The 14,126-nt window shown below is 72.8% G+C and carries 11 protein-coding genes; 5 read left to right on the top strand and 6 right to left on the bottom strand.

Annotated features, from left to right (window positions below):
- Positions 1-124: 124 nt before the first annotated feature.
- From mmsA to iolC, 4 genes are read right to left on the bottom strand one after another with little or no spacing between them, the layout of a single operon-like run.
- On the bottom strand, positions 125-1,636 hold the full coding sequence (gene mmsA, locus ACFWWU_RS17180; protein ID WP_384145542.1) for a CoA-acylating methylmalonate-semialdehyde dehydrogenase: 1,512 nt from the start codon (positions 1,634-1,636) through the stop codon (positions 125-127).
- Positions 1,637-1,650: 14 nt separating this feature from the next.
- Entirely contained in the window at positions 1,651-3,522 is a 1,872-nt protein-coding gene (gene iolD / locus ACFWWU_RS17185; RefSeq protein WP_384145545.1) for a 3D-(3,5/4)-trihydroxycyclohexane-1,2-dione acylhydrolase (decyclizing), read from the bottom strand.
- Positions 3,519-4,349: a 5-deoxy-glucuronate isomerase gene (gene iolB / locus ACFWWU_RS17190; RefSeq protein WP_384145548.1), complete on the bottom strand. Its 831-nt coding sequence runs from the start codon at positions 4,347-4,349 to the stop codon at positions 3,519-3,521. Before iolB ends, iolD begins: the two co-directional genes overlap by 4 nt.
- Positions 4,346-5,308, bottom strand: coding sequence for a 5-dehydro-2-deoxygluconokinase (gene iolC, locus ACFWWU_RS17195; protein ID WP_384145902.1), 963 nt, complete (start codon positions 5,306-5,308; stop codon positions 4,346-4,348). The genes iolB and iolC overlap by 4 nt, the downstream gene beginning before the upstream one ends.
- Positions 5,309-5,493: 185 nt before the next feature.
- Between iolC and ACFWWU_RS17200 the strand changes: the two genes are divergently transcribed.
- The gene (locus ACFWWU_RS17200; protein ID WP_384145551.1) at positions 5,494-6,420 is read left to right on the top strand and encodes a sugar phosphate isomerase/epimerase family protein; all 927 of its coding nucleotides are present in this window, start codon (positions 5,494-5,496) and stop codon (positions 6,418-6,420) included.
- Between the two features lie 273 nt (positions 6,421-6,693).
- Positions 6,694-6,891 (top strand): helix-turn-helix transcriptional regulator, encoded by a 198-nt coding sequence (locus ACFWWU_RS17205; protein WP_384145554.1) that lies wholly within the window; start codon positions 6,694-6,696, stop codon positions 6,889-6,891.
- A gap of 78 nt (positions 6,892-6,969) precedes the next feature.
- On the opposite strand, the gene ACFWWU_RS17210 is transcribed toward ACFWWU_RS17205, so the two are convergent.
- Positions 6,970-9,282 (bottom strand): MMPL family transporter, encoded by a 2,313-nt coding sequence (locus tag ACFWWU_RS17210; RefSeq protein WP_384145557.1) that lies wholly within the window; start codon positions 9,280-9,282, stop codon positions 6,970-6,972.
- A gap of 163 nt (positions 9,283-9,445) precedes the next feature.
- Here ACFWWU_RS17210 and ACFWWU_RS17215 point away from each other — a divergent pair, with 163 nt between their 5' ends.
- Positions 9,446-10,123 (top strand): TetR/AcrR family transcriptional regulator, encoded by a 678-nt coding sequence (locus ACFWWU_RS17215; protein WP_384145560.1) that lies wholly within the window; start codon positions 9,446-9,448, stop codon positions 10,121-10,123.
- On the opposite strand, the gene ACFWWU_RS17220 is transcribed toward ACFWWU_RS17215, so the two are convergent.
- Positions 10,101-11,315 (bottom strand): cation:proton antiporter, encoded by a 1,215-nt coding sequence (locus ACFWWU_RS17220; RefSeq protein ID WP_384145563.1) that lies wholly within the window; start codon positions 11,313-11,315, stop codon positions 10,101-10,103. The two genes, ACFWWU_RS17215 and ACFWWU_RS17220, sit on opposite strands and share 23 nt — an antisense overlap.
- 279 nt (positions 11,316-11,594) lie before the next feature.
- Here ACFWWU_RS17220 and ACFWWU_RS17225 point away from each other — a divergent pair, with 279 nt between their 5' ends.
- Complete coding sequence (locus tag ACFWWU_RS17225; RefSeq protein ID WP_384145566.1) at positions 11,595-11,819, top strand: heavy-metal-associated domain-containing protein; 225 nt, start codon at positions 11,595-11,597, stop codon at positions 11,817-11,819.
- 75 nt (positions 11,820-11,894) lie between these two features.
- A complete protein-coding gene (locus ACFWWU_RS17230) occupies positions 11,895-14,108 on the top strand; it encodes a heavy metal translocating P-type ATPase (protein WP_384145570.1) in 2,214 nt (737 codons plus the stop codon).
- The last annotated feature ends 18 nt before the right edge of the window (positions 14,109-14,126 follow it).

The raw sequence follows: 14,126 nt of genomic DNA on the forward strand, positions 1-14,126 counted from the left end.
GTACACCAGGCGCGGTACGCGCGATCGCCGGCGACCCCGACGAGGACGGCCCCCGGGGCGCGGTGTCGTGCGCGCTCCGGGGGCCGTTCGTCATGAGCCGCTCGTCACGGCCGCGACCGGAAGGTCAGTGGTTGCGGGGGAAGCCCAGGTCCACGCCCGCCGGGGCGTCGGACGGGTCCGGCCAGCGGGTGGTGACGACCTTGCCGCGCGTGTAGAAGTGCACGCCGTCGTTGCCGTAGATGTGGTGGTCGCCGAAGAGCGAGTCCTTCCAGCCACCGAAGGAGTGGTAGCCCACCGGCACCGGGATCGGCACGTTGACGCCGACCATGCCGGCCTCGACCTCCATCTGGAAGCGGCGGGCCGCGCCGCCGTCACGGGTGAAGATCGCGGTGCCGTTGCCGAAGCGCGAGCCGTTGATGAGGGCGAGGCCCTCCTCGTACGTCTCGGCGCGCAGCACGCAGAGCACCGGGCCGAAGATCTCGTCCTGGTAGGCCGCGGCCGTGGTCGGCACGTGGTCCAGGAGGGACAGGCCGATCCAGTGGCCGTCCTCGTGGCCCTCGACGGTGTAGCCGGTGCCGTCGAGGACGACCTCGCAGCCCTCGGCCGCCGCGCCGGTCACGTAGGAGGCGACCTTGTCGCGGTGGACGGCCGTGATGAGCGGGCCCATCTCGGAGGTCGGGTCGTTGCCGGGGCCGATCTTGATCTTCTCGGCGCGCTCGCGGATCTTGTCGACGAGCTGGTCGCCGATGGAGCCGACGGCCACGACCGCGGAGATCGCCATGCAGCGCTCGCCGGCGGAGCCGTACGCCGCCGAGACGGCCGCGTCGGCCGCCGCGTCGAGGTCGGCGTCCGGGAGGACCAGCATGTGGTTCTTCGCGCCGCCGAGCGCCTGGACGCGCTTGCCGTTGGCGGAGGCGGTGGTGTGGATGTGGCGGGCGATCGGGGTAGAGCCCACGAAGGAGATCGCGGAGACGTCCGGGTGCTCCAGGAGGCGGTCCACGGAGACCTTGTCGCCGTTCAGGACGTTGAAGACACCGTCCGGGAGGCCCGCCTCGGCGAGCAGCTCGGCGATCTTCAGGGCCGGCGACGGGTCCTTCTCGCTCGGCTTGAGGATGAAGGTGTTGCCGGTCGCGATGGCGATCGGGAACATCCACATCGGCACCATGGCCGGGAAGTTGAAGGGCGTGATGCCCGCGACGACGCCCACCGGCTGGCGGATCGAGGCCACGTCCACGCGGTTCGACACCTGGGTGGAGAGCTCGCCCTTGAGCTGGACGGTGATGCCGCAGGCCAGGTCGACGATCTCCAGGCCGCGGGCGACCTCGCCGAGCGCGTCCGAGTGGACCTTGCCGTGCTCGGCGGTGATCAGCTCGGCGATCGCGTCGCGGTTGGCGTCGAGCAGCGCGCGGAACGCGAAGAGGATCGTGGTGCGCTGCGCGAGGGACGAGGTGCCCCAGGTCGCGAAGGCGGCCTTGGCGGCGGCGACGGCGGCGTCCACCTCCTCGACGGAGGCGAGCGCGACACGGGTGGTCACGGCACCGGTGGCCGGGTCGGTGACCGGGCCCCAGTTGCCCGACGTGCCCTCGACGGCCTTGCCACCGATCCAGTGGTTGACAGTCTTGACGGTGTTCGTCATGACGAAATGCTCCTTCAGAGATGGCGGCGTCGGGCGGTGACGTGCCGGTCGTACTCCTCGCGGGCCTTGACCGCCGACGGGCGGGTCGACGTCTCGGCCACGGGCACATCCCACCACGCCTGGGCCGGGGGCGGGCCCGACACTGTGTCTGCCGTTTCGGTCTCGACGTAGACACATGTGGGAACCGTCGCGGTCCGCGCATCCGCGAGGGCTTCTCGCAGGTCACGCACGGTGCGGGGGCGCAGCACGCGCATGCCGAGGGAGGCGGCGTTGGCCCCGAGGTCGACGGGGAGCGGCGCTCCGGTGAAACCTCCGTCCGGGTCCCGGTGGCGGTAGTCGGTGCCGTACCGCTCGGCGCCGACGGCCTCCGAGAGGCCGCCGATGGAGGCGTAGCCGTGGTTCTGCAGGATGACAAGACGCAGGGGCAGCCGTTCCTGCACGGCGGTGACGATTTCGGTGGGATTCATGAGGTACGTACCGTCGCCGACGAGCGCCCAGACGGGTCGGTCGGGCGCGGCGAGCAGGACGCCGAGGGCCGCCGGGATCTCGTAGCCCATGCAGGAGTAGCCGTATTCGACGTGGTACTGGTCCGTGGAGCGGGTCCGCCAGAGCTTGTGGAGGTCGCCGGGGAGCGAGCCGGCGGCGTTGATCAGGATGTCGCTGCCGTCGACCAGAGTGTCGAGTACGCCGAGGACCTGGGCCTGGGTGGGCCGGGCGTCCTCGTCGGGGACGGCGTAGGCGGCGTCGACGCGGGTCCGCCAGCGGAGTCTCTCCTCGGCGTACTCGTGCACGTAGTGCGGGGTGACGTGGTGCGGCTCCAGGAGCGTGTGGATCTGTTCCAGGCCCTCGCGGGCGTCCGCCACGAGCGGGAGCGCGGCCAGCTTGTGGGAGTCGAAGGCGGCGATGTTGAGATTGACGAACCGTACGGAGGGGTGGCCGAAGAGCGTTCCCGAGGCGGTGGTGAAGTCGGTCCAGCGGGTGCCGACTCCGATGACCACGTCGGCGGTGCGGGCCAGGTGGTCGGCGACGGCGGTGCCGGTGTGGCCGATGCCGCCGACGTTCTGGGGGTGGTCGTGCGGCAGCGCACCATTGCCGGCCTGGGTGGAGGCGACCGGGATGCCGGTCAGCGCGGCGAAGTCGTGGAGCGCCTCCTCGGCCCCGCTGTACCGGACGCCGCCGCCGGCGACGATCAGCGGACGGGTGGCCCGGCCGATCGCCGCGACCGCCGCGTCCAGTTCGTCCTCGTCCGGGGAGGGGCGGCGGACCCGCCAGACCCGCTCGGCGAAGAACTCGACCGGCCAGTCGTACGCCTCCGCCTGGACGTCCTGGGGCAGCGCGAGGGTGACGGCGCCGGTCTCGACGGGGTCGGCGAGGACCCGCATGGCGGCGAGCGCGGCCGGGATCAGCGCCTCGGGGCGGCCGATCCGGTCGAAGTAGCGGGAGACGGGCCGCAGGCAGTCGTTGACCGACACATCGCCGGCGTAGGGGAGTTGGAGCTGCTGGAGGACGGGGTCGGCGGGGCGGGTGGCGAACGTGTCGCCGGGGAGGAGCAGGACGGGCAGGTGGTTGATCGTGGCGAGGGCGGCGCCGGTGACGAGGTTGGTGGCGCCGGGGCCGATGGAGGTGGTGACGGCGTGCGCGGAGAGCCGGTTCGACTGGCGGGCGTAGCCGACGGCGGCGTGGACCATGGCCTGTTCGTTGCGGCCCTGGTGGAAGGGCATGAGGCCGGGGTCCTCGACCAGCGCCTGGCCGATCCCGGCGACGTTCCCGTGGCCGAAGATGCCCCAGGTGGCGGCGATCAGCCGCTGCCGGGCCCCGTCGCGCTCGGTGTACTGGGCGGCGAGGAAGCGGACGAGCGCCTGGGCGACGGTCAGCCGGATGCTCATACGTATCCCTCCGCGTGGTCCGGGTGGAAGGAGATCTTCCACTCCCGCTCGGCTCCGGGGCCGGCCATGACGTTGAGGTAGTAGAGGTCGTGACCCGGCTGGGCGATCGACGGCCCGTGCCAGCCGTCCGGTACGAGGACGGCGTCGCCGTCCCGGACCTCGGCGAGGAGCTCGGCGCCGCCGGGCCGGGAGGGCGAGATCCGCTGGTAGGCGAGGCCGTGCGGGCCCGCGATCTCGTAGTAGTAGATCTCCTCCAGGACGGACTCGGCGCCCGGGCGGTGCTCGTCGTGCTTGTGCGGCGGGTAGGAGGACCAGTTGCCGCCGGGCGTCACGACCTCGACGGCGATCAGCCGGTCGCACGCGAAGGCGCCGGCCGCGGCGAAGTTCCGCACCTCGCGGGCGCGGTTGCCGCTGCCCCTCGTCTCGACGGGAACCTCCGGCGCGGGGCCGTAGCGGGCGGGGAGTCGTCGCTCGCACTTCGCTCCTGCCAAAGCGAAGCGGCCTCCCGCACCGGAGGCGATCTGGGCGTGGGCGTCGCGCGGTACGTAGGCGAAGTCGGTCACTCCGGCGAACACGCTGTCGCGGCCCAGGAGTTCGAGGACTTCGCCGTCGACGCGCACGCTACAGGCACCGGCGAGGGGAAGCACGACCCATTCGGAATCCCCGCTGTCGAAGGCGTGGGTCTCCCCCGGCCCGAGGGTGAGGACCCGGAGGGCGGAGTGCTCCCAGCCGGCCCGGTCGGGGTCGATGTGGAGCGCGTACGGCCCGCGGGCGGCGGACCCGGAGGGCAGGTGGAGGCGCGCGGTGCGCGAGGGGCCGGAGTTCATGACGGGATCCCTACCCGCCTCTCCGGGATCGTTCCCGTGCCCGTCGCGAGCGCCTCGGCGATCTCCTCCGCCGTGGGCATGGCTGAGGAGCAGGCGAGGCGGCCCGCGACGATCGCGCCGGCGGCGTTGGCGTGTCGAAGGGTCCGTGCGAGGTCCCAGCCGGCGAGGAGGCCGTGGACGAGCGCCCCGCCGAACGCGTCGCCCGCGCCGAGCCCGTTGACCACCTCCACCGGCAGCGGCGGCACCTCGGCCGCCGTCCCGTCGGCGGCGAGGGCGAGGACGCCCTCGGGCCCCCGCTTCACGACGGCGAGCCGGACCGCGCCGGTGGCGAGCAGGGCGCGGGCGGCGGCGTACGGTTCGCGCTCCCCCGTCGCGACCTCGCACTCGTCGAGGTTGCCGACGGCCACGGTCGCGTGGCGCAGCGCCTCGGCGTAGTACGGGCGGGCCTCCGCCGGGTCCGTCCAGAAGACGGGCCGCCAGTCCAGGTCGAGGACCGTCACCTCCCGGCCGGCGCGGGCGCGCAGCGCCTCCAGGGTCGCGGCGCGGCTCGGTTCGGCGCAGAGGCCGGTGCCGGTCGCCCAGAAGACCCGGGCGGCGCGGATCGCTTCGAGGTCGAGCTCCCGCGGGTGGATCTCCAGGTCGGGGGCCTTGGGCCGGCGGTAGAAGTGGAGCGGGAAGTCGTCGGGCGGGAAGAGCTCGCAGAAGGTGATGGGGGTGGGGTACTCCGCTACCTCGGTCACCCAGCGGTCGTCGACGCCGAAGCGCTTGAGGTCGTGGTGGAGCGCGGCGCCGAAGGGGTCGGCACCGGTGCGGGAGACGAGCGCGGTACGGCGGCCCAGCCGGGCGGCGGCCACGGCCACGTTGGCCGGGGAGCCGCCGAGGAACCTGCGAAACGTCTCGACGCGGTCGAGCCCGACGCCGCTCTGGAGCGGGTACAGATCCACGCCGAGGCGCCCCATGGTGATCAGGTCGTACGGCTCCGTCTCCACGCGCCACCTTTCGCCTCCGGCCCCGCCCCCAGGTCTAGTCGGCCGCCCGGAGGCGTGTCAACGATATGTCCGGACATTCGGACGCCGGGCGGCTCGCCACGCCCGCTCCCCTGCCCGCTTGACGCTGCTCGCGGGCCCCGGCCAAGGTGGCGGACATGACGAAGCCGTCGCGTCCGTCTCGTCCCTCGCGTCCGTCCCGTATCCGGATCGGCTCCGCCCCGGACTCCTGGGGGGTGTGGTTCCCCGACGATCCCCGGCAGGTGCCGTGGCAGCGGTTCCTCGACGAGGTCTCCGGTGCGGGCTACGAGTGGATCGAGCTGGGGCCGTACGGCTATCTGCCCACCGATCCGGCCGTCCTCGCGGAGGAGACCGCGCGGCGCGGGCTGCGGGTCTCGGCGGGGACGGTCTTCACCGGGCTGCACCACGGCCCGGGCGTCTGGGACCGCACCTGGGCCCATGTCGCCGAGAACGCCGCCCTCGCGCAGGCCATGGGCGCCGGTCATCTCGTCGTCATCCCGTCGTTCTGGCGGGACGACCGGACGGGCGAGGTCCTGGAGGAGCGCACGCTCACCGCGGAGCAGTGGCGGGATCTGACCGGTCTGACGGAACGGCTGGGGCATGAGGTGCGGGAGCGGTACGGGCTGCGGCTCGTCGTCCACCCGCACGCCGACACCCACCTCGACGGCGAGGAGAGCGTGACGCGCTTCCTCGACGCCACCGACCCCGAGGCCGTCGCGCTCTGTCTGGACACCGGGCACTACGCCTACGCCGGCGGGGACAGCGTCAAGCTGATCGAGAGCTACGGGGAACGGATCGGCTACCTCCATCTCAAGCAGGTCGACCCGGAGGTCCTGGCCCGGGTGGTGGCCGAGGAGGTGCCGTTCGGCCCGGCGGTGGCCCAGGGCGTGATGTGCGAACCGCCGTCCGGGGTGCCCGCCCTGGAACCGGTGCTCGCCGCCGCGCAGGGGCTGGACGTGGACCTCTTCGCGATCGTCGAGCAGGACATGTACCCGTGCGAGCCGGACACTCCGTACCCGATCGCGCTGCGCACCCGGCGCTTCCTGCGCTCCTGCGGCGTGTGACCGGCGCATAGCCCGCGCATACCCGTGTGACCAGGGGTGACGCACGCGGACACACCGGCGGTCGCGTGCATCACTTCCGTCACACAGGTCCGTACCCCGTCACACGTGTCTCCGTTACGCGGGTCTTCCGTCACAGGCGCTCGACAGCCGCTCTCCTCCTGTCGGCAGGGGTCGTTCAACGGGCACAGGCTCAGTGATCACCAACGCCCGCCCGCAGCGCCCCCGAACGGCACCCCCTGCCGCCGCTGCGCGGTGCGCAGGGAGGTACCAGGCATGACGGACAGAAGGCTCTGGTCGTACAAGGACATCGCCGCGCACATCCGCGTCCAGCCGGACACGGTCCGCTCCTACCGGAAGCACGGCCTCCTGCCGGCGCCCGACCGGGTCGAGTCCGGTAAGCCCTACTGGTACGCGGACACGATCCGCGCCTGGGTCGCCAGCCGCCCCGGCAACCGGGCCCGCCGCGAGTAGGACCTGTCCCCCTCCCCCGGCACGCGACGACGCCGGGCCCCGGAGTGTTCCGGGGCCCGGCGTCCTGACGTCGGAGGGTCAGCCGCGTGCGGAAGCGCTCTCGCGCCGCTCCTCGGCCGCCTCCTCGGCGACCTCCGTGGCCTTCGGTTCCGGCCGTGGCGCGGGCCCGTCCGACTCGCTGACGCCGAAGCGGTCGTGGAAGCGGCGCAGCGGCGCCGGGGCCCACCAGGTGAAGCGGCCGGTCAGCTTCATCACGGCGGGGACGAGGAGGCTGCGGACCACCATCGCGTCCATGACGACGGCGAGGGCGACACCGAGGCCGAGCATCTTGGTGTTGGTGACCCGTGAGGTGCCGATCGCGACCATGACGACGGCGAGGATCACGGCGGCGGCGGTGATCAGGCCGCCGGTCCTGCGCAGGCCGAAGCGGACGGAGTGCTCGTGGTCGCCGGTGGCGTCGTACTCCTCCTTGATACGGGAGAGCAGGAAGACGCCGTAGTCCATGGAGAGTCCGAAGGCCACGCAGAACATGAGCACGGGCAGCGTGGTCTCGATGTCCCCGGTGGAGGTGAAGCCGAGGAGCCCGGCGAGGTGGCCCTCCTGGAAGACCCAGACGACCGCGCCGAACATCGCCGTGAGGCTGAGGGCGTTGAGGACGACGGCCTGGACGGGGACGATCACGCTGCCGGTGAGCAGGAAGACGAGGAGCAGGGTGGCGAGGACGACGATCGCCGCCGCCCAGGGCAGCCGCTCGCCGAGGGCGTCCTTGGAGTCGACGAGGACGGCGGCCTGTCCGGTGACGGAGGTCTCGAAGGGCGCGGGCGCGGCCCGGAGTTCGCCCACGACCCGCTGGGCTTCGGCGCCGACGGTCTCGCCCTCGGGCACGACGGTGAAGTAGGCGTGGCCGGCGCCGCCGCCCGCGGTGACGGGGCCGTCGGCCCGGTCGACGCCGTCGAGGGCGGCGATCCGCTCGCGGAAGGCCTCGTACTGGGCGGGGGTGGCCTCACCCTCGGCGAGGACGGTGATCCCGCCGCCTGGGTTGCCGGGGAAGCCGTCGCGGAGCTGGTCCTGGACGACCCGGGAGGAGGCGGTGACGGGGAGCTGGCGGTCGTCGGCGGTACCGAACTTGACGCCGAGGAAGGGCAGTCCGAGCAGGACGAGACCGGCCGCGGTGGCGACGGCGAAGACCGGCGCGCGGCGCATCACGAGGTCGGCGACCCGGGCCCAGCCGGACCCGTCGGCGTCCTCCCGGGGCGGGCGGCCGCGCCGGAGGAGGCGCCGCAGGTCCAGGGAGTTGACCCGGTCGCCGAGCAGCACGAGGGCCGCCGGGAGCAGGGTGAGCGCGGCGGTGGCGGCGAGGACGACGACGGCGATCCCGGCGTAGGCGAAGGAGCGCAGGAAGTACTGCGGGAAGACGAGCATCGCGGAGAGCGAGACGGCGACGGTGAGCGCGGAGAACAGTACGGTCCGTCCCGCCGTGCGCAGGGTGGTGCGGACGGCGGTGTACGTGTCGGCGCCGGCGGCGAGCTCCTCGCGGTAGCGGCGGACGACGAACAGGGCGTAGTCGATGGCGAGTCCGAGCCCGAGGGCGGTCGTCAGGTTCTGCGCGAAGACCGAGACGTCGGTGAACTCGGTGATGCCGCGCAGGACGGCGTTGGTGCCGAGGATGGCGACGATGCCGACGCCGAGCGGCAGCAGGGCGGCGACGGCGCTGCCGAAGACCATGACGAGGAGGACGAGGGTGAGGGGCAGGGCGATGAGCTCGGCCCGCAGCAGGTCCTCCTGGATGATCACCTGCATCTCGTGGCGGACGGCGAGGCCGCCGCCGAGGGTGACCTCGACGGGGCCGTGGGTGCCCCGGTACTCGGGGGCGATCCGGTCGAGGATCGCGGCGGCGTCCTTCTCCTCGCCGGCGATCCGCGCGGCGATCACCGCCTGGCGGCCGTCCTCGGAGCGGAGCGCGGGCGAGCCGGTGGACCAGTACGAGCCGACGCCGTCGACGCCCGGCTCGGCGTCGAGCCGCTCGGCGAGCTTCCGGGCCTCGGCGGCGACGGCTGGGGCGTCGACGGCGGCGGTCCCGGCGTCTCCGGCGGCTCCGGCGGTCCCGGTGTCTCCGGTGCCTCCCGCGGCTCCCGTGTCGAGGAGGAGGAGCAGGTTGGGCTGCGAGCCGGGGAACTCCCGGGCCAGCGCCTCCGTCGCGTACGTGGACTCGGCGGCCGGGTCCTCCCAGCCGCCGCTGCCCATCCGGTCGGCGACGCCGCCGCCCGCCAGGACGGCGAGGGCGGTGAGCACGAGCGCCACGAGGAGCGTCAGGCGCGGCCGGGCGGTGACGAACCGCGTCCACCCGCCGCCCGCGCCCCCGCCGGGAGCTGATTTCTTGACTTCGGCCATGACGCGGTGTCCCCTTCACCTGACCCATGTGCGCGCTTCCCGGCAGGTCACATGGGTCGCCCATTGCCATAGAATGACAAACACGAGTGATCGCTCGCGTTTCCTTAGAATGCGAGCGACCTCTCGCATTTGTCAACGTGTGGTGAGGAAGCTGGGGACAGCCATGTCCGAGAAGCCCGAGATGTCCGAGGAACCGAAGCCGCGCCGCCGTCAGGCGCGCGGCGAGCGCCGCATCACGCAGCTGCTCCAGGCCGCCGCGAACGTCTTCTGCGCGAACGGCTACACGGCGGCCAGCACCAACGCGATCGCCCGCGAGGCGCACGTCTCGCCCGGCACGCTCTACCAGTACTTCCCGAACAAGGAAGCCATCGCCGTCGAGCTCGGCGGCCGCCTCATGCACGAGATGCGCGAGGCCCACGGCCAGGCCTTCACCCCGGAGAACCTGGCGCTGCCGCTGCCCGAGCTGCTCGACGCGGTCGTCGACCCGCTGATCGAGTTCAACTGCGCCAACCCCGTCTTCCTCGCCCTGATGCACGGCTCCGAGATCCCCGGCCGGATCGCGGAGGAGCACGACGCCCTGCACGCCTCGCTGATCGAGCGGGTCCGCCTCCTGATCGCGCACTACCTCCCGGACAGCCCGCCCGAGGAGTGCGTCCGGATCGCGGACATGGCCTTCGCGGTCTTCAAGGGGGGCCTCCAGCTGGTCCTCGCCGCCCCCGAGGGACCCGAGCGGGACGCCACGGTCGCCGAACTGAAGCGGGTCCTCCTGCGCTACCTCGACCCGGTCATCGGCGGCACCCACGCCGACGACGCCGGACTCACCACGTCTCGGACCCCCTGACCGCCTCGGAGGGCAGCGCCTTCTCCCCGGCCCGCGCCCGCAGCTTCAGCGCGAGCAGCGGGAAGACGAGGACGGAGACCATGCCGGCGCCGACGAGCGCCGCCGCGTCGCCCGCCGACAGCTCGTGACCCTCCACGCCGATGGTCGTGATCGCGACGACGAGCGGCAGGGCGGTGGAGCCGTAGAGGACGAGCCCGCTCCGGTCCTTGCGGTCGAGGTCGCGCGGGGCGAGGAACCAGATCGGCCCGCCGCGCACGACCAGGAAGAGCAGCAGGAAGACCGGCAGCAGGAGCAGGGTCCGGCCGCCGGAGAGGAGCGAGTCCAGGTCGAACTCGATCCCGGTGACGACGAAGAAGACCGGGACGAGGAAGCCGAAGCCGACGGCCTCGATCTTCTCCAGGATCTCCGGGCCGGCCTGGGGCGCCGCCCCGGTCAGCACGAGCCGGGTGATGAGCCCGGCCGCGAAGGCGCCGAGCAGGACGTCGAGCCCGAGCGCCGTCGAGGCCCCCAGCATCAGGGCGAGCAGCAGGAACACGAACCGGACGGCGAACTGGCCGCTGCTGTGCAGGGTCTTGGCGATGATCCGGGAGAACCACGGCGGGCGCGGGCGCAGCGCCCAGAAGACGGCGGCGGCCGTGAGCGCGGCGAAGACGGCGAGGAGCACGGTCGATTCGACCGCGGCGCGCCCGCTGAGCAGCAGCGCCATCGCGATGATCGGCCCGAACTCGCCCACCGCGCCGAAGGCCATGACGACCGAGCCGAACCGGCCGTGGAGCTCGCCCGCGTCCCGCAGCACGGGCAGGACCGTGCCGAGCGCGGTGCTGGTCAGCGCCACCCCGATGAAGACGCCCTTGGCATAGCCGCCGCCCAGCAGGATCCCGGTGCCGAGCCCGAGGACGAGGGCGGCGACCCAGGCCCAGACCGCGCGCTTGAGGGTGTCGCCGCGGACCTTGCCGAACTCGATCTCGTACCCGGCAAGGAAGATCAGCATGGTGAGGCCGAGCTCGGAGAGGCCGTCGATCAGCTCGTCGGAGTGGGCCCAGCCCAGGACGTCGGGGCCGATGAGGATGCCGAGGAGGATCTCGAAGATGACGAGGGGAACGGGGAGCCTGCGTCCCACTCCGTAGGCGAGCAGCGGCGCCAGGACGGCGATCGCCATGATCAGGATGAGCGTGGTCCCCGAATGCGACATAACGGGTATTTACCATAAGCTCCGGTCGGATCGCGACGGAGCACCTCGCCTGCCGGGTCGGCCAGGGAGCGGGACTTGGCGCGTGCGATCGCACGGCGGAGGAGGGAGTCGCGGCGGAGCCATGGCGGAGTCATGGCGGAGTCATGGCGACCGACGACAACGCGGCGAGCGTCCGCGCCACGGCGCTCGCGCGGCGCGAGCCGGCCGGGACTGGCATTCATACCCCCTAGGGGTATAATCTCGGTTTTGTACGGCTCTGAACCCCCGAAGGAGAACGCCATGCCCGCTGAGACGAAGACCGAACTCACCACCGTCTACCAGGTCAAGGGCATGACCTGCGGCCACTGCGAGGGCGCGGTCTCCAGCGAGATCTCCGAGCTCGCCGGCGTCGTCTCGGTCACGGCCGTCGCCTCGACCGGCCAGGTCACCGTCGTCTCCGCCGCCCCGCTCGACGAGGACGCCGTGCGCGCCGCCGTCGACGAAGCCGGCTACGAACTGGCCTGACCGACCCCCCGTGGTCGACACCCCGCAGGGCCGTACCGTTGACGGGTACGGCCCTGCTCTCGTTGGGAAGCGCTCATGACGTCCACGATCACCGAGCTGACGATCGGTGGCATGACCTGTGCCTCCTGCGCGGCCCGCGTCGAGAAGAAGCTCAACCGGATGGACGGGGTGACCGCGACGGTCAACTACGCCACCGAGAAGGCCCGGGTCGAACATCCCCCGGAGCTCGAGGTCGACGACCTGATCGCCACCGTCGTCAAGACCGGCTACACCGCCGAGGAACCCCTGCCGCCGGAGCCCGAGCCCGACGAGGCCGAGGCCGCCGAAGAGGACCCCGAGCTCGCCTCGCTCCGGCAGCGGCTGACCGTCTCCACCGTCCTCGCCGCGCCCGTGATCCTGCTCGCCATGATCCCCGCGCTCCAGTTCGAGAACTGGCAGTGGCTCTCGCTCACCCTCGCCTCCCCCGTCGTCGTCTGGGGCGGACTGCCCTTCCACCGGGCCGCCTGGACCAACGCCAAGCACGGCGCCGCCACCATGGACACCCTGGTCTCCCTCGGCACCCTCGCCGCCTACGGCTGGTCGCTCTGGGCCCTCTTCCTCGGCGACGCCGGCATGCCCGGCATGCGCCACGGCTTCGACCTCACCGTGGACCGCGCCCACGGCACCTCCACCATCTACCTGGAGGTCGCCGCCGGGGTCGTCACCTTCATCCTGCTCGGCCGCTACCTGGAGGCCCGCGCCAAGCGGAAGGCGGGCGCGGCCCTGCGGGCCCTCATGGAGCTCGGCGCCAAGGACGTGGCCGTCCTGCGCGGGACCACGGAGGTACGGATCCCGGTCGCGGAGCTGCGGGCCGGCGACCTCTTCGTCGTACGCCCCGGGGAGAAGATCGCCACCGACGGCACCGTCACCACCGGCGCGTCGGCCGTCGACGCCTCCCTGCTCACCGGCGAGTCGATGCCGCTGGACGTCACCGAGGGCTCCGAGGTGACCGGCGGCTGTGTCAACGTCTCCGGCCGGCTCGTCGTCCGGGCCACCACCGTCGGCGCCGACACCCGGCTCGCCCGGATGGCGAAGCTCGTCGAGGACGCCCAGAACGGCAAGGCCGAGGTGCAGCGGCTCGCCGACCGGATCTCCGCCGTCTTCGTCCCGGTCGTGCTCCTCATCGCGCTCGGCACCCTCGTCACCTGGCTCCTGCTCACGGACGACCCGACCGCCTCCTTCACCGCCGCCGTCGCCGTCCTGATCATCGCCTGCCCCTGCGCCCTGGGCCTCGCGACCCCGACCGCGCTGCTCGTCGGCACCGGCCGCGGCGCCCAGCTCGGCATCCTCATCAAGGGCCCCGAGGTCCTGGAGTCCACCCACCGCGTCGACACCGTCGTCCTCGACAAGACGGGAACGGTGACCACGGGCCGCATGCGGCTGGTCGGCGTGCGCGTGTACGGGGGCGGTTACGGCACCTCGGGCACCGACGAGACGGAGCTGCTACGGCTCGCGGGCGCCCTGGAGCACTCCTCCGAGCACCCGGTCGCCCGCGCCGTCGCGGCCGGCGCCGCCGAGCGGTGCGGCGAACTCCCCGTACCGAAGACCTTCGAGAACGTCCCCGGGCTCGGCGTACGCGGCTCCGTCGACGGCCGGCTCGTCCTCGTCGGCCGCGCCGCCCTCCTCACGGCCGAGGGCGTCGAGGTGCCCGACACCGCCGAGCCCGGCGCCGTACACGTCGCCTGGGACGGGGTCGCCCGCGGCACCCTGACCGTCGCCGACACCGTCAAGGACACCAGCGCCGAGGCCGTCACCCGGCTGCGCGGCCTGGGACTGAGGCCCGTCCTGCTCACCGGGGACCACCGGGCGGTCGCGGAAGCCGTGGCGGCGGAGGTGGGCATCGACGAGGTGATCGCCGGGGTGCTGCCCGAGGAGAAGGCCGGGGTGATCCGACGGCTCCAGGAGGAGGGCAGGACCGTCGCGATGGTCGGCGACGGGGTCAACGACGCCGCCGCCCTCGCCACGGCGGACCTCGGCCTGGCGATGGGAACGGGCACGGACGCGGCCATCGAGGCGAGCGACCTGACCCTGGTCCGCGGCGACCTCCGCGTCGCGGCGGACGCCATCCGCCTCTCCCGCCGCACCCTGGCGACGATCAAGGGCAATCTCGCCTGGGCCTTCGGCTACAACGTGGCCGCCCTGCCCCTGGCGGCGGCCGGCCTGCTCAATCCGATGATCGCGGGCCTCGCGATGGCCTTTTCGTCCGTCTTCGTCGTATCCAACAGCCTGCGGCTGCGGCGCTTCACGTGAATTCACCTACACGTGACG

The sequence above is a fragment of the Streptomyces sp. NPDC058650 genome (genome assembly GCF_042717315.1).
GTDB lineage: Bacteria > Actinomycetota > Actinomycetes > Streptomycetales > Streptomycetaceae > Streptomyces.

Bases quoted from the DNA above. Each gene is read 5' to 3' on its own strand.
- iolB (WP_384145548.1), bottom strand. From the start codon at position 4,349: ATGAACTCCGGCCCCTCGCGCACCGCGCGCCTCCACCTGCCCTCCGGG.
- mmsA (WP_384145542.1), bottom strand. From the start codon at position 1,636: ATGACGAACACCGTCAAGACTGTCAACCACTGGATCGGTGGCAAGGCC.
- ACFWWU_RS17230 (WP_384145570.1), top strand. From the start codon at position 11,895: ATGACGTCCACGATCACCGAGCTGACGATCGGTGGCATGACCTGTGCC.
- ACFWWU_RS17205 (WP_384145554.1), top strand. From the start codon at position 6,694: ATGACGGACAGAAGGCTCTGGTCGTACAAGGACATCGCCGCGCACATC.
- iolD (WP_384145545.1), bottom strand. From the start codon at position 3,522: ATGAGCATCCGGCTGACCGTCGCCCAGGCGCTCGTCCGCTTCCTCGCC.
- iolC (WP_384145902.1), bottom strand. From the start codon at position 5,308: ATGGGGCGCCTCGGCGTGGATCTGTACCCGCTCCAGAGCGGCGTCGGG.
- ACFWWU_RS17210 (WP_384145557.1), bottom strand. From the start codon at position 9,282: ATGGCCGAAGTCAAGAAATCAGCTCCCGGCGGGGGCGCGGGCGGCGGG.
- ACFWWU_RS17215 (WP_384145560.1), top strand. From the start codon at position 9,446: ATGTCCGAGAAGCCCGAGATGTCCGAGGAACCGAAGCCGCGCCGCCGT.
- ACFWWU_RS17225 (WP_384145566.1), top strand. From the start codon at position 11,595: ATGCCCGCTGAGACGAAGACCGAACTCACCACCGTCTACCAGGTCAAG.
- ACFWWU_RS17220 (WP_384145563.1), bottom strand. From the start codon at position 11,315: ATGTCGCATTCGGGGACCACGCTCATCCTGATCATGGCGATCGCCGTC.
- ACFWWU_RS17200 (WP_384145551.1), top strand. From the start codon at position 5,494: ATGACGAAGCCGTCGCGTCCGTCTCGTCCCTCGCGTCCGTCCCGTATC.